This is a genomic window from Algoriphagus litoralis (assembly GCF_003259255.1).
Lineage (GTDB): Bacteria > Bacteroidota > Bacteroidia > Cytophagales > Cyclobacteriaceae > Algoriphagus > Algoriphagus litoralis.
Window position 1 is genome coordinate 113,740 of sequence record NZ_QGOL01000008.1, and the last position, 19,711, is coordinate 133,450.

Here is a 19,711-nt window from a genome sequence, read left to right on the forward strand (position 1 = left end):
TTAAAGGAAGTGTGCCTCGGTACACTTCCTTTTTTTTACCCAAGACCATGAAGCAAAGAAACATTCTATTCCTCCTGTTTCTTTCCTTTTTTTCCTGTCAGCAGGAAAAACAAATCCCTGAACCCGTTTTCAATCTTGTTCCTGAGGAAATATCCGGAATCAGCTTTAGAAATGACCTCAGCTATACCGAAAAGGTAAACCCCTATACCTTTCGGAATTTTTACAACGGCGCAGGAGTTGCCATAGGAGACGTGAATAATGACGGCCTACCAGATATTTTTTTAGCTGGAAATCAAACTTCAAACAGACTATACCTCAACCAAGGAAATCTGAATTTCAAAGACATTACCGATGCAGCCGGCTTAAATTCCGGTGGATATTGGTCTACTGGAGTAAGCATGGCTGATGTGAATGGCGATGGCTTACTCGATATCTACGTATGCAAATCCGGTCCTCCGGGCGGAGAGAAGCGACACAATGAACTTTTCATCAACAACGGAGACCTTACTTTTTCTGAAAAATCCAAAGCTTACGGAATCGCAGCAGAAGGTCTCAGTCAGCACGCTGTATTCTTTGATTATGACAAAGACGGGGACCTGGACATGTACCTACTCAGTAACTCAGGCCGATCTGTAGGGGTCTATGATCTACGGGAAGGGCAGCGGGAAATCCGAGATCCCGATGGAGGAAATAAGCTTTTCAGAAATGACGGAGCCTCATTTTCCGACGTATCAGAACAGGCAGGAATCTACGGCAGTGTGATTGGGTATGGATTAGGGGTCACAGTCGCTGACCTGAATGATGACAATTGGCCCGACCTGTACGTCTCCAATGACTTCTTCGAGCGAGACTATCTCTATCTCAACAACCAAGACGGTACTTTTTCCGAGGTTCTTCCTGAGATCCTTCCCGAAATCAGCATGGGAAGTATGGGGGCAGACATTGCGGATCTGGACAATGATGCCCGTCCGGATATTTTTGTGACCGAGATGCTCCCAAATGAGCTTTCACGAGTCAAAACCAAAACCCCATTTGAAGAATGGGACAAGTATCAATCCAGTGTCAAAGCCGGATACCATTATCAATTTACCAGAAATACTCTCCAGCGAAACTTGGGCTTCAGACCGGGGAGCAAAATTCCAATATTTTCCGAAGTCAGCCGAATGGCAGGCGTACATGCCACTGACTGGAGTTGGGGCGCATTGATCTTTGACATGGACAACGACGGAATGAAAGACATCTTTGTCGCCAATGGAATAGTAAAGGACCTGACCGATTTTGATTTTGTGGACTTCTATGTCAACAACCAGGACAAAGTCAACCGCTATCGGGCAGATTCGGTGCTTTTGACCAAGATGATCGATGCTTTTCCATCCAATCCCCAGATGAATTTTCTATTCAAAAACCTTGGAAACTGGAGCTTTGCAAACGAAGCTACAAGTCAGGGCATGGATCAGCTTACCTTTAGTACAGGTTCGGCTTATGCAGATCTGGACAACGACGGTGATCTGGATTTGGTCGTCAACAACCTGAATGAACGCACTTTCATTTACCAAAATACCAGCTCAGATACTCAAAAGGGAAATTACCTCAGTCTGGACTTAGGCAGAGCTTTTGGAGCCAAAGTCACTGCTTTTGCAGGCAATCAAACATTCTATCAGGAATACCAACCGGTCAAAGGATACATGTCCTCGGTAGATCCCCGTATTCACTTTGGGCTGGGAAAACTTGAAAAACTCGACTCCCTTCGGATCCTCTGGCCGGATGGCAAATCCACCCTTATCCATGAGGTGTCAAGCAATCAGGCGCTCAAACTTGTTCCAGAACAGGTCAGCTTAACCCAAACTCCCATTCAAATTCCGGGAATTCCACTTCTCGTACAAAAGGATCTTAGTCTTCCTTTTCGTCACCTAGAAAGTGATTTTGTAGACTTTGACCGAGACCGGCTCCGATTCTGGATGATCAGTAACGAAGGCCCCAAAGCCGCCAAAGCCGATGTAAATGGCGACGGATTGCCTGATCTTTTCATTCCGGGTGGAAAAGGTCAAAGCTCCGGACTTTTGATCCAGCAAGCATCCGGAGAATTCTTATCGCAACAATCCACTCTCTTCGAGCAAGACGCTATTTCTGAGGATGTAGTGGCACATTTCTTTGATGCCAACGGAGATGGACAGATGGATTTGATTGTAGGCAGCGGGAGCATTGAGTTTGGTGACAACTCCGGCACTTATTCGGATAGACTGTACTTGAATGATGGCACTGGATTCTTCCAAAAATCACCTCAAACCTTCCCTCCTACTTCGACTTCGTTTATCCTTTCGCATGATATCGATGGAGACCGGGATTTGGACCTGATCACGGGCAATCGTGCCATACCTTTTGGCTACGGAATCCCCTGTGGACTCCAGATCTGGGAAAACGACGGCAAGGGAAACTTCTCCGAAATCACCCCAAAACTCGATGCTGAGCTAGCGAAAATTGGCATGCTCACTTCTGGCGCTTTGTCTGATTTAGATGGAGATGGAATCACCGAACTGATCATCACCGGGGAATGGCTGCCGATTCGAATTTTTTCCATCTCCCATGGAAAATTAGCTGAACGGACAGCTGAATTTGGCTTGGAAAAGACTCGGGGGCTATGGAACACCCTTTTGGTCAAAGACGTAAACGGGGATGGAAACCCTGATCTTTTGGCGGGAAATCACGGACTCAACTCCAGGCTGCGGACGAATCCTAGCTCCGAACTCAGGATGATCATCAATGACTTCGACCAAAATGGATCACTGGATCACATCCTGTCCAGTTATGAAAATCAAAGAACCATTCCATGGGTACTGAAACCTGCCTTAATCAGGCAGATTCCGATACTCCGCAAGCAACTCCTCACCTACGAATCCTACCAAAACAAATCCTTGGAAGAGCTTTTCCCTGAAGCAATTTGGGCGAATTCCTTAACTTTGCAGGCTGAGATTCTGGAAACTAGCCTTTGGATAAATGATGGTCAGGGGAAGTTTCAATCGACTCCCCTTCCCTTTGATGTCCAATCCGCTCCAGTCTATTCGATTACTTCCGTTGAGACAGGATCCGGAGAATCCTATTTGGTGTTTGGAGGAAATCAAAGCCGCATCAAACCCGAACTCGGTAGCCAAATGGGAAGCTACGCCTGGGTTCTGAAGCCAACTGGCAAAAATCAATGGAAGGCACTTCTGCCCGAGGAAAGTGGATTATTTGTATCCGGCGAAATCCGGGACTTGATCCAAATCAATCTTGAAAACAAACCAAATTTAGTAGTCCTAAGAAATAATGATACGCCACTGGTATTTGAAATCCGTCACTAGTATAGTCCTGATTCTGCTCTTTTTCTCCTGTCAATCTGAGTACGAGCAGCTGGAGCAAAAGGAACTCAACTCCGGAAAGCAAGTCAATGAGTTGTTTTTTGGACTGGAATTGGGAATGGATCGCAGGGCTTTCTTCGAAACCTGCTGGGAGCTGAATAAGCAGGGGAAATTGTCCAATGGCCCTACAGAGCTTTCAGTAGAATACAAAGCCGAAATGCCTTCTGGAAATCCGGCTAGAATGCGTTTTTACCCAAAATTTGAACAGGATAAAATCTACCTCATGCCAGTCGAATTCACCTATGAAGGTTGGGCTCCATGGAATGAAGAGTTGTCCGCTGAGAAATTGCGGGATGATGTACTCAAGCTAATGGAAGAGTGGTATGGTACCGGATTCATTGAGGTCAGCAACGAAGACAAATCACAGCTCGCATTTGTGAAAATGGACGGGAATCGTCGGATCCGTATTTTCAAAAAGCACATTTCAACAGTACGTGTGGAGATCTCTGACCTTCCCGTGGAGAAAAAATTAAAAGAAAACACCAATTCATGAGAATTCAGATCCTTAGCCTTTTTCTTCTGATTTCACTTTATTCCTGTCAGGATCAAAAGGTCAAAACCCTTACACTTTATCAGGAAGTAGCAGCAGATACTTCCGGAGTTGACTTTAGAAATGATTTAAACTTCGATGAAGAATTCAATGTCTTCACCTACCGAAATTATTACAATGGTGGGGGTGTCGCGATCGGTGACATCGACAATGACGGTTGGGTAGACCTCTATTTTACCGCCAATCTGGGTCCAAACAAACTTTATCGGAATAAAGGAAACTTCTCATTTGAAGATATCACCGAAACCGCAGGGGTAGCAGGTACGCGTGCCTGGAGTACGGGTGTAGCAATGGCTGATGTGAACGGGGACGGATTTTTGGATATCTACGTCTGCAATTCCGGGGATATCTCGGGAGACAACAAGCAAAACGAGCTTTTCATCAATCAGGGTGACGGAACTTTCACCGAAGAGGCTGAAAGCTACGGCCTCGCCGACCAGGGTTTTTCCACCCATGCAGTTTTCTTTGACTATGACAAAGACGGTGACTTGGACGTTTACCTGCTCAACAACTCCTACCAAGCGATCGGTAGCTTCAATAAAATGCAGAATGAGCGCCCAAACCGAGATCCAGTCGGAGGTGACAAGCTCTTCAAAAACGAAGGCGGAAAATTCATTGATGTTTCCGAGGAAGCTGGAATCTATGGCTCGATCATCGGTTTTGGACTGGGGATCACCATCGGCGATGTCAATCAAGACACTTGGCCGGATATCTTCATCTCGAATGACTTCTTCGAAAAAGATTACCTCTATATCAACAACCAGGACGGAACCTTCACGGAAGCGCTGGAAACCTCCATGCGATCAATCAGTGCCGCTTCCATGGGAGCGGATATCGCTGATATCAACGGAGATGGCCTGCTGGACATATTTGTGACAGACATGCTTCCCGAACCCCAAGTCCGGCTGAAGCAGGTGACTACTTTCGAGAATTGGGACAAATTCCAGTTCAACAAGACGCATGGCTATCACTATCAGTTTTCCCGGAATATGCTCCATGTAAACAATGGTGATGGGACCTTCAGCGAGATGGGTCGATTATCCAATGTAGAGGCGACAGACTGGAGCTGGGGAGCGCTGATGTTTGACATGGACAATGATGGACTACGGGACATTTTTGTCGCCAATGGTATCTATCAGGACATTACAGACTTGGATTACCTGAATTTTATCGATGACGAGCAGACCAAAAGCCAAATCATCTCTCAGGAAGGCGTCAATTACAAAGCGCTGATCGATCCGATTCCCGTCAATCCGATTCCGAATTATGCCTTTCATAACTTGGGTGAATTGAAATTTGAAAACCAGGCAGATGCTTGGGGATTGGGTCAGGCGATTCATTCCAATGGAGCAGCCTATGGCGATCTGGACAATGACGGTACATTGGATTTGGTGGTCAACAATGTGAACAAGCCAGCTCAGATCTTTAAAAATCAGGGCAAAACGCTCCATCCCGAAAACCATTCCCTCCAAATCAAACTCATCGGAAAAGGACAAAATACCCAGGGTATCGGTACCCAAATCCGGGTCACCGCAGGGGACAAAATCTTCTATGCAGAGCAGATGCCAAACAGGGGATTCCAATCTTCTGTAGACCCCAAGATCACGCTTGGCTTAGGATCGATCCTGCAGGTGCACAAAGTCCAAATTCTCTGGCCTGATGGAAAAATATCTGAACTGACCGATCAAAACGCTGATCAACTCTTAGAAGTTAAATGGGAGGAAGCAAGTGATCTCCTTGAAGGGGAATCATTCTTTGAGGCCAAAATGACTCCACAATTCTCAAAAGCTGAAAACTCCAATTTGGAATTTGTCCATCAAGAAAATGCCTTTGTGGATTTTGACCGCGACCGATTGACTTACTTCATGTTTTCTACGGAGGGGCCGGCATTTGCCAAGGCTGATGTGAATGGCGATGGATTGGACGATCTTTTCTTTGGCGGAGCCAAAACATACCCGGCTAAACTCTATTTGGCTGATCCATCGGGCAAATTCAAAGAAAGTCCGCAGGAAACATTCCTTGAGGATGCCTTATCTGAAGATACTGATGCAGTATTCTTTGATGCAGATGGGGATGGTGATTTGGACTTGTTTGTTGCTTCAGGCGGTAATGAATCAGGCTTCGGATCCCCTGATTTAGCAGATAGACTGTACCTCAATGATGGGAAGGGAAACTTCAGCAAGCATCAAAAAGCCGGGTTTTCTTCGGTATTTGGGTCTAGTAGCACAGTCAGCTTAATCGATATCAATGAAGATGGAGCCATGGATCTATTTGTCGGTGGTAGGCTTGTCCCCTTCACCTATGGAGCTCCCGCCAGCAGTCATCTCTGGATCAACGATGGCAAGGGTAACTTCTCCGAGCAATCGGCTGCGATCGCCCCAGCCCTGAAGGATCTGGGAATGGTGACAGATTCTAAGCTGGTAGATTACGATGGGGATGGGAAAAATGACCTTGTCCTGGTTGGCGAATGGATGGCTCCCACACTTTTCAAAAATGAAGGTGGAACTCTGGAAAAAGTAGCGATGCCAAACCTAGCCAACCTGAAAGGCTGGTATCGGACTGTGGAAATCGCAGACTTTGACGCAAATGGATTGCCAGATATTGTATTGGGTAATCATGGACTAAATTCTCGATTTAAGGCTTCTTCAACTTCTCCAGTGAGTTTGTTTTTGAATGATTTTGATCAAAATGGATCAATCGAGCATCTTTTCACCCAAAAAGTAAATGACATTCAGATTCCTTACACGCTAAAACATGAGCTCGAAAGGCAGGTGCCTATCATTAAGAAAAAGTATATCCGATACACCGACTATAACAATAAGGGTCTGACTGACATTTTCCCCAAAGAAATTATAGACAAGTCTATCCTTCAGGAAGTGAACAACTTCGAATCGGGTGTTTTACTGAATCTCGGAGGCGGCAATTTCGACTGGAAACCTTTCCCAAGATTCGCACAGCGCTCTTGGACTTTTGCTATTCAGGTACTTGACCTCAATCAGGATGGAATCCTTGATCTTATTTTGGGAGGTAATCTATCCCAGATCAAACCTGAAATCGGCAAATTTGATGCAAGTTTCGGTGATGTATTGATCGGAAAAGGAGACGGAACCTTCTTATACAGTCCAAACTATCAGAATGGATTGAGGCTTGAAGGGGATGTTCGTGCCTTCTCCCTATTGGAAGGAAATCAGATTTTGGTCGTGAAAAACAGCGCAGCAGCTGAAATCTGGAAGTTCTGATGAGGGGATTAAGATCGAAATACACGGTTGCCTTTGGGCTCGGGCTATTGCTTTTTTCCTGTGTCAAAGAAAAAACCACAGAAGGTCCTACCCTCTTCAGGTTGCTTTCTCCCGAGCAAACTGGAATTACTTTTCAAAATCAGCTTACCTCTACTCCCGAAAACAACATCATCGAATACCTCTATTTCTACAACGGCGGCGGAGTAGCAGCAGGCGATATTGATGGAGATGGACTGGTTGACCTCTATTTCACCGGCAACCAAGTTCCCAACAAGCTCTATCTCAACAAGGGGAATTTCAAATTTGAGGATATTACCGAATCTGCTGATGTCAGCGGAGATGGTGGATGGTCCACCGGTGTCACCATGGCCGATGTAAATGGGGATGGATTGCTTGACCTTTATGTCTGTCAGGTGGGAAATCTGCCTAGAATCGACGGAAAAAATAAACTCTACCTAAACCTCGGGGAAGGGAAGTTTCGGGAGGCAGCAGCTGAATATGGTCTTGATTTCAAGGGATATAGCACGCATGCTGTGTTTTTTGATTATGACCGGGACGGCGATCTGGACATGTACCTGCTCAATCACAATGTCAAGTCTCCCGAAGTCTTTGCGAGAGCCGGAGCCCGTGAGAAGTTTGATCCAAGTGGCGATAAACTATTCAAAAATCTGGCTGCTGAAGGTAAAAGGGGCTTTGAGGACGTCACAGAAACCTCAGGCATTTACTCCAGTATTTTGGGTTTTGGTCTGGGTGTAAGTGTGGAAGACTTCAATGGGGATGGTTGGCTGGACATATACGTGTCCAATGACTTCACAGAAAACGACTACCTCTACCTCAATCAACAGGACGGCACTTTTCGCGAAGCGCTGAATGAAACAATCTCTAGCACCAGTCGCTACAGCATGGGAAATGATGCGGCAGACTTGAATGGAGACGGTTTACCAGAAATCTTCACCACGGACATGCTACCCGAAGACCCCGAAATCTGGATGAAATCCGTCGGAGAAGACAAAGCTGAAGTCTATCAGGTGAAGGAGCAGTTTGGCTATCAGGATCAGTATGTGCGCAATCACCTGCAGCTCAATCAGGGGGGAAAAGGCTTTGCCGAAATCGCACTTTTCGCCGGTGTCCACGCATCGGATTGGAGCTGGTCGCCACTACTCTTTGACATGGATAATGATGGGCGACAGGACATTCACGTGACCAATGGAATCGTGAAGCGGCCCAATGACCTCGATTTCATCCAATACAGCCAGGAAGCAGATCCGAATCTCAGCATGGAAGAACTGCGAAAAAGGCAGATCGACATGCTACCAAGTCTGAAAATCTCCAACTTTGCTTGGAGAAATCAAGGCGATTTGACCTTTAGGAATGAGGCCCAGCGTCTGGGTTTGGGCCAGGAAAGCTATTCCAATGGTTCCCTTTTTGCAGATTTGGACAATGACGGCGATCTGGATCTGGTAATCAACAATTTGGATCAGGAGGCATTTGTCTATCAGAATCAGAGCGAAAAGTCCGGAAATAACTTCCTTCGAATTGATCTGAAAGCCGAGGGCCAAAATCAACACGGAATCGGAGCTCAGGTGATTCTTTTCGCCGAAAATCAGAAATGGTCTCAGCGGCTGAGCACAAGCCGCGGTTTCCAATCGGGTCCCTCCACTACTTTGGTTTTTGGTTTGGGGAAAACTGGTTCCGTTGACTCTATTCAAGTGAATTGGGCAAATGGGAAGACAGAAATCTTCCCGAAAGCAGCAGCAAATCAAAGCTTGGTTCTTTCTCAGGGTCAAGGAAAGCCTTTCGAGAGATCAAATCCAGCGGATAGTTCTGTGGATGATTCGATTCCGATTGATTGGACTCATGTGGAAAAAGATGAGGTGGATTTCATCAAGCGTGAGTATTTGGCTCCGAAGAGCTTTTCCAAAATGGGTCCTGCTTTAGCTGTAGGCGATGTAAATGGAGACGGTTTGGACGACTTTTATGTCGGAGGTGCCAAAGTTCAAGCTGGGGCTTTTTTCATGCAAAAAGCAGACGGATCTTTTGAAGAAATCTCAAATCCCATGTTTTCTCAGTTGGCCAAAGCAGAAGACGTCCTAGCTGAGTTTGCAGACCTCAATGGAGATGGATATCTAGACTTGTATGTGGGCAGTGCAGGAAATGAAAACGAATCTGGCAATCTGTTCAATTTTGACCGGATATTCTTTGGAGATGGCTCAGGCAATTTCCGGTTTTCGATGAATTCTCTTCCTCCTTTTGGTGAAAATACATCTACCCTGGCGATTCAGGATGTAGATTCAGACGGGGACTTGGATCTTTTTGTTGGCACCTCGGTCAAAACTGGCGACTACGGGGCCAGTCCCAAAAGCAGCTTGCTCATAAATCAGGGAAAAGGACAGTTCAAAGACGAAACCGAAGCTTGGTTTGGGCCAAAAATGGCACTCGGCATGATCAATTCTGCCACTTGGGCGGATCTGAATGGAGACGGAAGAGCGGAATTAATTTTAAGTGGTGACTGGCAGGGCATCCGGGTATTTGCCCATTCTGGGGAAAAGAAACTTACCGAAATCAAGCCTAAAGGTTTGGAGTTTTCCGCGGGCTGGATCAATACCATCAATGTCGCAGATTTGAATGGAGATGGGCTTTTGGATATTCTGACCGGAAATCTGGGACTAAACAGCAAACTGAAGGCTTCTGAAGAGAAACCTGTCTGGCTGTATCATCATGACTTTGACGGAAATGGACAGGCAGATCCTATAATTTTTCATTACATGGGAGAAAAGTTGGTTCCTTTTGCCACCAGAGACGATTTGATTCGGCAGATTCCGGGGGTTAAGCGACTGCATGCTTCCTATCAGGACTATGCCAAAATCGCCAAACCGGAGGATCTTTTTCCTAAGGAAGAAATAAGCAAAGCTCGGAAACTTCCAGCCTATGAGTTCAGATCCGGCGTCTATTTCCAGCAGACCGACGGTAGGTTTGTATTTGAGGCTTTTCCTTCGGAGGCTCAGCTCAGTCCCATTTTCGCCATAGAAGTGGATGAGAAAGGAACAGTTTACCTCGGAGGAAATTCATCCGATTTCCGGGTCGATCTCGGTAAATCAATGAATCTGGGAATTCAGGCCTACCAATGGAGTCATTCGGGTTGGAATTTATTTCCTAAAGGCAGTAGCCAGAAAGCTGAAATCAGAAAGCTGAAATCGGTCATGACAAATCAGGGAATTTCAATTCTGGGAGCTCAAAACAATGGCCCGCTGATCTGGATACGATAAAAACCTGAGGTAAATCATTTGGCATTGACTGCCTTATAGTTAGATTTGAACAATCATGTAAGTTGATAAAACCCAATCACCCGCAAGGGATCAATCTATCGTCAACTTAAAAATGAAAACCCACGTTATGCGTACTTTAAAATTACTCTCTGTTGTGCTTGGTATCAGCTTGGCGTTTACCGCCTGCCAAGAACCTGTAGACTACAGCAATGCAATCAGCGATGGTCAGTATTTCCATCGAGCTCAAACCCGGATCACAGAAGTCATTATTCATGATATCTTCTCACCTCCTGTGGCCGCACGGATTTATTCCTATACTTCGCTGGCAGGCTATGAAGTGGCTGCGGCGAGCGACCCGAAAAACTACGCCCCATTAATGGGTCAGTTGAACGGATCCGAACCTATTAAGCTACCGGTACCTGACAATGTCTATGCACCTCTTGCCTCCTTGGCAGCTTACTACCATGTCGGAACAGCATTGATTTTCTCTGAGGAGAAAATGCACGAGCACCGGGATGCAGTCTATGCAGAATTGCGAGAGAAAGGCATTCCTGAGGACGTGTTTGAAGCCTCGGTAAATTATGGAAAAGCAGTAGGCGACAAAGTGATCGCTTATGCCAAAAAGGACAACTACCACGAAAGCCGCTCATTCCCAAAATACAGCGTGGTAAACGAGCCGGGAACCTGGCAGCCCACTCCTCCAGCATACATGGAGGCGATTGAGCCGCATTGGAACAAAATCAGGACCTTCGTACTGGATTCGGCGGCACAGTTTAAGATTGCTCCGCCTCCTCCCTATTCCACAGAGCCCAATTCGGAGTTTTACCGATTAGCCAAGGAAGTCTACGATGCCAAGCAAAACGCAAGCCCCGAAGAGACAGCAATAGCCATGTTTTGGGACTGTAATCCTTACAAAATGAATGTAAAGGGACACGTGATGTTTGCAGAGAAAAAGATCACCCCAGGCGGCCATTGGATGGGGATTGCCTCCATTGCATCTGCTGCCGCAGGCAAAGACTGGAAAGGAACCGTGGAAGCTTTGGCATTGACTGGAATCTCACTCAATGAAGCATTTATTGCCTGCTGGGACGAAAAGTACCGAAGCAAACTGATCCGTCCTGAGACCTACATCAATCAATTTATCGATGAAGACTGGGTTCCTTTGCTCCAGACTCCTCCTTTTCCTGAGCACACGTCCGGACATAGTGTAGCTTCCACCGCTGCTGCTTATTCGTTGACGCAGCTATTCGGGGATGAGCTCCATATCGTTGACAGTACCGAAGTAGCCTATGGCCTTCCGGTCCGAGAATTTGAAGGCTTCACCAATGCAGCGGCAGAAGCAGCCATCAGCCGGTTTTATGGGGGGATCCACTACATGCCGGCTATTAATGAAGGCGTCAAGCAAGGAAGACAAGTCGGTGAACTAATCTGGCAGAAAATCTCTACCAAGCCGGATCGGGTGGCGATGTTAGAAAGACGCTAGATATTAGACACAAGAATTTAGACAAGGAAGAAGTCAGAGGTCTAAAGGCAGAAATTTAGCTGTCGCATTTAGGCTAAAAAGGCAGAAACAATAGAGATCCCGAGGCGAGAGTTTCGGGATTTTTTGTTCCAGATTTTTTAACCGTTAAGAAAATTAAGGGCTGATATTCAGCGCTTCATTTTGCACAATTAATTCAACTCATAATACCTTGAACTGCTCAGGAGATTTGATCTCCAAAACTTAATTTTCTCAAATTCCTAAATGGTAATAGACCATTATAAAAAAGGTTGAGAGCGAAGGATTCATTGATACAGCTTCCGATCCAAAATATACTCCTCCACCTTGTCCGGCAGCAAGTACTTCACCGAGTGGCCTTCCTGTATGGACTTGCGAATAAAAGTGGCGGAGATATCCAAAAGCGGAGCTTCGATGGTTTTGATTTTGGGATGTTCAAATCCCTTGGCTTCACCCGGTCGTGGGTATACAAAAATCTCGTAATTGTCCAAAATCGCCTGATGGTTTTTCCACTTTTGGAAGTGGGTCAGATTATCCGAACCTAAAAATAAGCAAAACTGATGCTGTGGGTATTGGTCACTGAGATACGTGAGGGTATCGATCGTGTAGCTCGGCTTTGGCATCCGAAATTCCACATCGCTGGCCCGGAAGTGAAAATGATCCGCTATCGCAAGCTCGACCATTCGCAATCGGTCAAACTCATGGATCAGCGATTGCTGCTTTTTAAATGGATTTTGGGGACTGACCACAAACCAAACCTCATCTAAGTCGGTTCGATCGTATAGTACATTGGCGATAATCAGGTGTCCGATGTGTATCGGATTGAAGCTTCCAAAGTACAGCCCAATCTTCATTTTTAATTTGCTAAAAACTCCGACACCAATGTGACTGCCTCTTTGGAGGATCGATCAAAGTCATCGTTGAGAATACTGACATCAAATTGCGGCTCAAACTTTGCCTCAAACTCAGCCTTGTAGAGTCTTCGGGAAAGTGACTCCTCAGATTCGGTTCCTCTGTCGTTCAGCCGGGTTTTCAATACATCAAGAGATGGGACTTTGACAAAGATCGCTAGGGCTTGCGGTCCAAAGTATTTTTTGAGCGCCAGCCCACCTTTTACATCTACATCAAAAATGACCGCCTTCCCATTGTCCCAGATGCGCTGGACTTCTTCTTTGAGGGTACCGTAAAAATTCCCTTCGTAGACTTCTTCCCACTCCACAAAGGCATCTTCGTCAATCTTTTTCTTGAATTCATCAATGCTTAAAAAGTAATAATCTCTACCGTGTACTTCATGCCGACCTCTTTTGTCCCGGGTACAGGCCGAGATCGAAAAACCGAGATTCGGAACATGCTGAATCAGGTGCTTCACCAATGAGGTCTTTCCCGATCCAGATGGGGCTGAGAAAATTATAGCCTTGCCTTGGGTTTTTCTCATTTGCTTTCCTGAATCATCTGGCGGATCGAATTGGCCAGTTCGGTCGGTACGGGTTGTTTGGTGCATTTGGTCTTGAGCATTTCACGGATGGCCTGCTCCAGATGAAAGTGCTCAAAGCAGGGCTGGCATTTTGCCAACTTTTCCTTCATCAGTTCCTTTCCGGTTTCGCCCATTTCTCCATCCAGTATGCTCTCCAACAATTGAAAGCATTTGCTCACATCGCTACATTCTAGCTTTCGCTCCCCGGATGCTTGATCGTTTATTTCCATGAGTAATCGTTTAATCTTCCTCTCCTTCTTCCGTATTGTATCCCATTGACTGGGCATATCCTTTCAACTGTTCCTTCAAAAGATTCCGGGCGCGATGCAGCCTGGATCTTACCGTCCCGATAGGTATATCGAGAATCTTTGCCATTTCTTCGTAGGTGAAGCCCTCCAGATCCGCCAGGATAATCACCGTTCGGAAGTCGACTGCCAATGCATTGAGCGCATTGGAAATCTCATCTCCGAGCATATCCTTGACCGATTCTGCCCGGAGATCGGAAGTACTTTGGTAGTCAACATCATCCGAGTTGTAGAAAGTTTCAACCTCCTGATAATCTACCTTCGTAGGCTGCTTGCTTTTCTTCCGATACTCGTTGATAAAGCTGTTTTTCAGAATCCTGAAAAGCCAGGCTTTGGCATTCGTCCCCTGCTCAAAAGAATTGATAAACCGAAAAGCTTTCATGTAGGTATCCTGCACGAGATCTTTGGCATCGTCCTCGTCAAAGGTGAGTCGAAAAGCAAAATTGTACATGGAATCTATGTGAGGCATAAATTCCCCATCGAAGATGGCCGTTTTCTCTTCCTGAGAATATTTTCTGCGCTGTACTTCAGACATAAGGTTCAAAAGTAATGAATGCCCAATTTATAACCAGAAATTAAACCGAAAGTCGGGCGAATTAATTTATTTTGTTGCTGAATTAGCTCCTGACATGGAGCAAAACTTCCCCATCAACCGGCGATTGTTATGTTTTTCTTTAGGCTGCTGTCCTATTTGCCCCTTTCTGTATTGTACCTTTTTTCGGATTTGATCTACCTGATCGCCCGATTTGTGATCAGCTACCGCAAAAAAGTAATCGACGAAAACCTAAAATTTGCCTTTCCAGAGAAATCTGAAGATGAACGAAAGAAAATCAGAAACAAATTCTACCGGAATTTTACGGATGCCTTCTTCGCCGAAACGATCAAAATGTTGACCATTTCCGAAAAGGAGCTCCGTCAGCGATTCGAAGTGGTCAATCAGGAAATCATCGATTGGGAAGTTCAAAAAGGAAAAAGTGCACTGATGATGGCTGGACATGTCTTCAACTGGGAAATGGCCATATTAGGTGTCGCGTCCAATACCCAAGTGACCGCCGAAACTGTCTATTTGAAGCTCAACAATTCATTTTTCAATAAATTGATGCTTGCCATTCGGACCCATTTTGGAGGAGTGATGACCGAGAAGCGTGAGTTTCGTAAAAGTATGATTACCATGAGAAGCCAGCCTAGAATCGTCCATTTGGCAGCCGATCAGCGTCCTCCAAGTTCTGAAAAGCGCTACCAACGTGACTTCCTCAATAGGCCGGCCTTTTTCTTCGAAGGAGGAGAATTTATGGCTAAAAAGATGGAATTACCGGTTTTTTTTGGCAAAATGACCAAATTGAAACGGGGTCATTACCGTTTTGAATTTACGAAAGTCGCTGAGCCTCCTTACGATTCACAACAAGCTCACAGCATCACAGACGAATTTTGCCGCAGGCTAGAAGAAAACATCAAAAACCAACCGGATCTTTATTTGTGGAGCCACAAGCGGTGGAAGGTGTAAGGGTTAGGAAGTTTGGAGGCTTGGATATTCGGAGGTGAAAAATAGCAAAAGCCTGATTTATGCTTTATATCAACACTACCGATACCCTCGTAATTCGAATTTCGTAAATCGAACTTTAAAGAAAACACTAGACTTGGATCATACCTCTTGATTCTAAAATCTAGCCACTAGATACTAAAAAATGGATTACCTAAAGGAACTCAATCCCCCACAGTTACAGGCAGTACAGCATACCGACGGTCCGGTGATGATCATTGCGGGTGCAGGTTCGGGCAAAACCCGGGTACTCACCTACCGCATCGCTCACCTGATCTATGCCAAAGGGATTGACCCATTCAATATTCTCTCCCTGACCTTTACCAACAAGGCCGCTGCTGAGATGAAGCACCGCATTGAGACACTGGTAGGATTAGAGGCCAGAAATACCTGGATGGGGACTTTTCACTCCATTTTTGCAAAAATCCTCCGGGTCGAATCCGGAAAAATCGGTTATCCCTCCAACTTTACCATTTACGATACAGACGATTCCAAATCCCTCATCCGCACCCTCGTCAAGGAAATGCGACTCGATGACAAAGTGTACAAACCAAGTGTAGTTTTATCTCGAATCTCAGGAGCTAAGAACCGACTCATTTCCTGGCAAGCCTACCAAAACGACCCCTATGTCAAAGCTGACGATGAGGCAGCGATGAAGCCCCGAATGGGCGAATTGTATCAGCGCTATCAGGAACGACTCTTCAAAGCTGGCGCAATGGATTTTGATGATCTGCTCTTCAATACCAATGTGCTTTTCCGAGATCATCTGGACGTGCTGAACAAATACCAGCAACGCTTCAAATACGTAATGGTGGACGAGTTTCAGGATACCAACATTTCTCAATATCTCATTACCAAAAAGCTGGCAGCAGTCCATCAAAACATCTGCGTGGTAGGTGATGACGCCCAGAGTATCTATGCTTTTCGCGGAGCGGATATCCAAAATATCCTGAACTTCGAAAAAGACTACCCAGATCTGTTTGTCGTCAAACTGGAGCAAAACTACCGGTCTACCAAGGTTATCGTCGAGGCAGCAAACTCCATCATAGACAAGAACAAAGCCCAGCTCAAAAAGCTGGTCTGGACCTCCAATCCCGAGGGAGAATTGATCGAATTGATCAAAGCTACTTCTGACGGAGAAGAGGGACGAATCGTCGCCAACACGATTTTTGAGGAAAAAAACAATAAGAAGCTCAACAACAGCGACTTTGCAATACTCTATCGAACCAACTCGCAGTCCAGATCGATGGAAGAAGCCCTGCGCAAAATGAATCTGACCTACAAGATCGTGGGTGGATTGTCTTTTTACCAGCGAAAGGAAATCAAGGATCTGATGGCGTACATGCGCTTCACAGTGAATCCTGTGGACGAGGAAGCCTTCAAGCGGATCATCAACTATCCCAAGCGTGGAATCGGCGATACCTCCGTGGAAAAGATTCTCGTTTCGGCATACGACCATGACATTCCCCTCTGGGAAGTAGTCAAAAATGCCCACAGTTTCTTACCCGGCAGGGCTGGAAGTTCTGTGGATGATTTTGCCACCATGATCAAAGCTTTCCAGATCGAAGTTGAGCGAAAAGACGCCTTTGAGGCAGCGAGTACCATTGCAAAGCAAAGCGGCCTGCTGCGTGAGCTCTACGAAGACAAAACCATCGAAGGGCTCAACCGCTATGAAAACGTTCAGGAATTGCTCAATGCGATCAAAGAATACGTGGACAATCCCGAGAATGAGGACAAAAGCCTCGGTTCATTTCTGCAGGAGATCGCGCTGCTCACGGACAATGATCAGGACAAGGATAAAACCGATGCCATCACGCTGATGACGATCCACTCCAGCAAGGGTCTCGAGTTTAAGCAGGTCTTTGTAGTGGGTATGGAAGAGGATCTCTTCCCTTCCCAGATGATGATGCAGAGTCGTGAAGATCTGGAGGAGGAGCGGCGGCTGTTCTACGTGGCTACTACCCGGGCCATGGATAAATTATACTTAACCTATGCGCTGTCACGTTACAGATTTGGACGATTGCTCAATTGTGAACCTAGCCGATTCTTGGAAGAAGTAGATCCAAGGATGATCAAAGTCAACAAGCGGATGTCATCCAAGGATATGCCTAGAGCATTGCGGAAAGAAGGATTGCCGGGGACCGGTGGATTTATTGGTATCAAAAAACAACCCGAATCCCGTGCACCATCCCAGCTGAAAATCCATACGCCTTCTCCAGATTTCAAGCCCTCCAACACCAATGGCTTGAAACCTGAGCAGCTGGTAGAGCACCCAAAATTTGGTTTTGGCAAAGTTCAAAAAATTGAAACTGAAGGCCTTAACAAAAAGGCAACCATTCAATTTGAGCATTTTGGGGAGAAAACATTATTGCTTAGCTTTGCCAAGCTCAGAATCATAGACTAATCACCTGCTTCCCTGTCCTTTGGTGATTTTTTGTTACCTTTTGTATGGCAAAAACGGGAAGCAATATGGAGCACACCGAACCTGAAAAACAACATCTTATTTTGAAAGAATACGGCAAAAACATTCAACGCCTGGTAGATCATGTCACCGCGATAGAAGACCGTGAAAAGCGCACCCAAAGTGCCTACACCGTCATTGAAATCATCAAACAGCTCAATCCTACCTGGAGACAGGAGAATGACCAGAAGCTCTGGGATGACATCTACATCATGTCTGACTTCAAGCTGGATGTAGACGGACCATTCCCTATGCCTGAAAAGGAACTGCTCGGCAAAAAACCCCAACCCATAGGCTATCCAAAGGGCGAGATCAAATTCAAGCACTACGGGCGAAACATTGAAAAACTCATCGAACAAGCCATTGAAATCGAGAACGACGAGGATCAGGAATCTGCTGTCATTTACATCGGTCAGTTGATGCGCTCATTTCACTCCACCTGGAACAGAGACAATTTTGATGACGGCATCATTCTGGACGATATCAAAACACTCTCGAAAGGGAAGCTTCATATTGACTTAGAGAAAGTACGTGAAAATGCACTTTTCGAATCCAACACCCGACGAGACTTCAAAATCCAGCACATCGAGGCAGAACCTCAAAAGAAGAAGTTTAATCATCCCAAGAAATCGAGAAACAACGGCCACAACAATAAAAAGCGTAGAAATTAATGGCATCATTTCGAGTAACCGGTGGCACCAAACTGAAAGGTGAAATCATTCCTCAAGGAGCAAAAAACGAGGCGCTTCAGATTCTTTGCGCCGTACTTCTGACTCCCGATAAAGTCACCATCAACAAGATCCCAAATATCCGAGACGTCAATAAACTCATCGAGCTGCTCGCGGATATGGGCGTGAAAGTCCAAAAACTAGGGCCAGAATCCTATTCATTTCAGGCGGATGCCGTGAATCTTGACTATTTGGAGACCGAAGATTTTCTATCCAAAGCCTCGGCACTTCGAGGATCGGTCATGATTCTGGGGCCACTTTTGGGAAGATTCGGAAAAGGAAAACTCTCCAAACCCGGAGGGGATAAAATCGGACGTCGAAGAATGGACACCCATTTTTTTGGCTTTCAAAAACTGGGCGCAGAATTCCACTACGATTCGAAAAATGAGATTTTCCATATTGATGGAAAAAAACTGAAAGGCACATACATGCTTCTGGATGAGGCTTCGGTGACAGGTACTGCAAACATCGTGATGGCGGCAGCTTTAGCCGAAGGCAAAACCACCATCTACAATGCTGCTTGTGAGCCATACCTTCAGCAACTCTGCGACATGCTCAACCGTATGGGCGCCAAAATCACAGGTGTAGGGTCAAATCTGCTGCATATCGAAGGAGTAAAGGCTCTCGGCGGAACCGACCATACCATGCTTCCTGACATGATCGAGATTGGTTCGTTTATCGGAATGGCAGCCATGACCCAATCTGAAATCACGATCAAAGATTGTCAAATTCACCGCTTGGGGATCATTCCAGAGACATTCAAGCGAATGGGCATTCATTTGGAGTTTCGAGGAGATGACATATTCATCCCTGCGCAGAAACATTATGAGATCGAAACCTTCATCGACGGTTCGATCCTGACCGTAGCTGACCAGATTTGGCCAGGCTTTACACCGGATTTGCTTTCAATTATTTTGGTGACTGCGACGCAGGCAAAAGGAACCGTATTGGTTCACCAGAAAATGTTTGAATCACGCTTGTTTTTCGTAGACAAACTGATCGACATGGGCGCACAGATTATTCTCTGTGATCCCCATCGTGCGACTGTGATTGGGCTGGATAGGAAATATCCGCTACGTGGCATTCGGATGACCTCACCGGATATCCGAGCCGGGGTAGCACTTTTGATCGCAGCTATGTCAGCTACAGGCACTTCGGTCATTGACAATATAGAACAAATCGACCGGGGTTATCAGAATATTGATGAGCGGCTCAATGCGCTTGGCGCAAAAATTGAGAGAATTCCTTAATCATC

General features: G+C 45.9%; 13 protein-coding genes. 9 read left to right on the forward strand and 4 right to left on the reverse strand.

The genetic code is table 11. The features are described from left to right. The first annotated feature begins 47 nt into the window (after positions 1-47). The 5 genes from DK188_RS10235 (at position 48) to DK188_RS10255 (ending at position 11,933) form a co-directional block, all read left to right on the forward strand. A complete protein-coding gene (locus DK188_RS10235; protein ID WP_111670724.1) occupies positions 48-3,338 on the forward strand; it encodes a VCBS repeat-containing protein in 3,291 nt (1,096 codons plus the stop codon). Beyond that, a complete protein-coding gene (locus DK188_RS10240; protein ID WP_111670725.1) occupies positions 3,304-3,888 on the forward strand; it encodes a hypothetical protein in 585 nt (194 codons plus the stop codon). Before DK188_RS10235 ends, DK188_RS10240 begins: the two co-directional genes overlap by 35 nt. Next, positions 3,885-7,184: a VCBS repeat-containing protein gene (locus DK188_RS10245; RefSeq protein WP_111670726.1), complete on the forward strand. Its 3,300-nt coding sequence runs from the start codon at positions 3,885-3,887 to the stop codon at positions 7,182-7,184. Before DK188_RS10240 ends, DK188_RS10245 begins: the two co-directional genes overlap by 4 nt. After that, positions 7,184-10,450, forward strand: a complete 3,267-nt coding sequence (locus DK188_RS10250) for a VCBS repeat-containing protein (protein WP_111670727.1) — start codon at positions 7,184-7,186, stop codon at positions 10,448-10,450. The genes DK188_RS10245 and DK188_RS10250 overlap by 1 nt, the downstream gene beginning before the upstream one ends. A 127-nt stretch (positions 10,451-10,577) precedes the next feature. Further along, on the forward strand, positions 10,578-11,933 hold the full coding sequence (locus tag DK188_RS10255) for a vanadium-dependent haloperoxidase (RefSeq protein ID WP_111670728.1): 1,356 nt from the start codon (positions 10,578-10,580) through the stop codon (positions 11,931-11,933). Between the two features lie 302 nt (positions 11,934-12,235). Here DK188_RS10255 and nadD read toward each other — a convergent pair whose 3' ends face one another. Genes nadD through DK188_RS10275 form a run of 4 tightly spaced genes read right to left on the reverse strand, consistent with a single transcriptional unit; the run spans position 12,236 to position 14,262 of the window. Then, the gene (gene nadD / locus DK188_RS10260) at positions 12,236-12,802 is read right to left on the reverse strand and encodes a nicotinate (nicotinamide) nucleotide adenylyltransferase (protein WP_111670729.1); all 567 of its coding nucleotides are present in this window, start codon (positions 12,800-12,802) and stop codon (positions 12,236-12,238) included. A 2-nt stretch (positions 12,803-12,804) separates the two neighbouring features. Continuing rightward, a complete protein-coding gene (gmk, locus tag DK188_RS10265; RefSeq protein WP_111670730.1) occupies positions 12,805-13,383 on the reverse strand; it encodes a guanylate kinase in 579 nt (192 codons plus the stop codon). Continuing rightward, complete coding sequence (locus tag DK188_RS10270; protein ID WP_111670731.1) at positions 13,380-13,652, reverse strand: mycothiol system anti-sigma-R factor; 273 nt, start codon at positions 13,650-13,652, stop codon at positions 13,380-13,382. The genes gmk and DK188_RS10270 overlap by 4 nt, the downstream gene beginning before the upstream one ends. 10 nt (positions 13,653-13,662) lie before the next feature. Beyond that, complete coding sequence (locus tag DK188_RS10275; RefSeq protein ID WP_111670732.1) at positions 13,663-14,262, reverse strand: sigma-70 family RNA polymerase sigma factor; 600 nt, start codon at positions 14,260-14,262, stop codon at positions 13,663-13,665. 129 nt (positions 14,263-14,391) lie between these two features. Between DK188_RS10275 and DK188_RS10280 the strand changes: the two genes are divergently transcribed. The 4 genes from DK188_RS10280 (at position 14,392) to murA (ending at position 19,706) form a co-directional block, all read left to right on the forward strand. Beyond that, positions 14,392-15,231, forward strand: a complete 840-nt coding sequence (locus tag DK188_RS10280; protein ID WP_111670733.1) for a lysophospholipid acyltransferase family protein — start codon at positions 14,392-14,394, stop codon at positions 15,229-15,231. 181 nt (positions 15,232-15,412) lie between these two features. After that, positions 15,413-17,671 carry an ATP-dependent helicase gene (locus DK188_RS10285; protein WP_111670734.1) on the forward strand — a complete coding sequence of 753 codons (2,259 nt, stop codon included), beginning with the start codon at positions 15,413-15,415 and terminating at the stop codon, positions 17,669-17,671. A gap of 65 nt (positions 17,672-17,736) precedes the next feature. Next, on the forward strand, positions 17,737-18,399 hold the full coding sequence (locus DK188_RS10290; RefSeq protein WP_111670958.1) for a DUF4290 domain-containing protein: 663 nt from the start codon (positions 17,737-17,739) through the stop codon (positions 18,397-18,399). Beyond that, positions 18,399-19,706 carry a UDP-N-acetylglucosamine 1-carboxyvinyltransferase gene (gene murA / locus DK188_RS10295; RefSeq protein WP_111670735.1) on the forward strand — a complete coding sequence of 436 codons (1,308 nt, stop codon included), beginning with the start codon at positions 18,399-18,401 and terminating at the stop codon, positions 19,704-19,706. Before DK188_RS10290 ends, murA begins: the two co-directional genes overlap by 1 nt. The last annotated feature ends 5 nt before the right edge of the window (positions 19,707-19,711 follow it).

What these genes read in the sequence shown, in the direction of transcription:
- DK188_RS10235 (WP_111670724.1), top strand. Translation starts at nt 48, where the DNA reads ATGAAGCAAAGAAACATTCTATTCCTCCTGTTTCTTTCCTTTTTTTCC.
- DK188_RS10270 (WP_111670731.1), bottom strand. Translation starts at nt 13,652, where the DNA reads ATGGAAATAAACGATCAAGCATCCGGGGAGCGAAAGCTAGAATGTAGC.
- DK188_RS10250 (WP_111670727.1), top strand. Translation starts at nt 7,184, where the DNA reads ATGAGGGGATTAAGATCGAAATACACGGTTGCCTTTGGGCTCGGGCTA.
- DK188_RS10280 (WP_111670733.1), top strand. Translation starts at nt 14,392, where the DNA reads ATGTTTTTCTTTAGGCTGCTGTCCTATTTGCCCCTTTCTGTATTGTAC.
- gmk (WP_111670730.1), bottom strand. Translation starts at nt 13,383, where the DNA reads ATGAGAAAAACCCAAGGCAAGGCTATAATTTTCTCAGCCCCATCTGGA.
- DK188_RS10290 (WP_111670958.1), top strand. Translation starts at nt 17,737, where the DNA reads ATGGAGCACACCGAACCTGAAAAACAACATCTTATTTTGAAAGAATAC.
- DK188_RS10285 (WP_111670734.1), top strand. Translation starts at nt 15,413, where the DNA reads ATGGATTACCTAAAGGAACTCAATCCCCCACAGTTACAGGCAGTACAG.
- nadD (WP_111670729.1), bottom strand. Translation starts at nt 12,802, where the DNA reads ATGAAGATTGGGCTGTACTTTGGAAGCTTCAATCCGATACACATCGGA.
- murA (WP_111670735.1), top strand. Translation starts at nt 18,399, where the DNA reads ATGGCATCATTTCGAGTAACCGGTGGCACCAAACTGAAAGGTGAAATC.
- DK188_RS10275 (WP_111670732.1), bottom strand. Translation starts at nt 14,262, where the DNA reads ATGTCTGAAGTACAGCGCAGAAAATATTCTCAGGAAGAGAAAACGGCC.
- DK188_RS10255 (WP_111670728.1), top strand. Translation starts at nt 10,578, where the DNA reads ATGCGTACTTTAAAATTACTCTCTGTTGTGCTTGGTATCAGCTTGGCG.
- DK188_RS10245 (WP_111670726.1), top strand. Translation starts at nt 3,885, where the DNA reads ATGAGAATTCAGATCCTTAGCCTTTTTCTTCTGATTTCACTTTATTCC.
- DK188_RS10240 (WP_111670725.1), top strand. Translation starts at nt 3,304, where the DNA reads ATGATACGCCACTGGTATTTGAAATCCGTCACTAGTATAGTCCTGATT.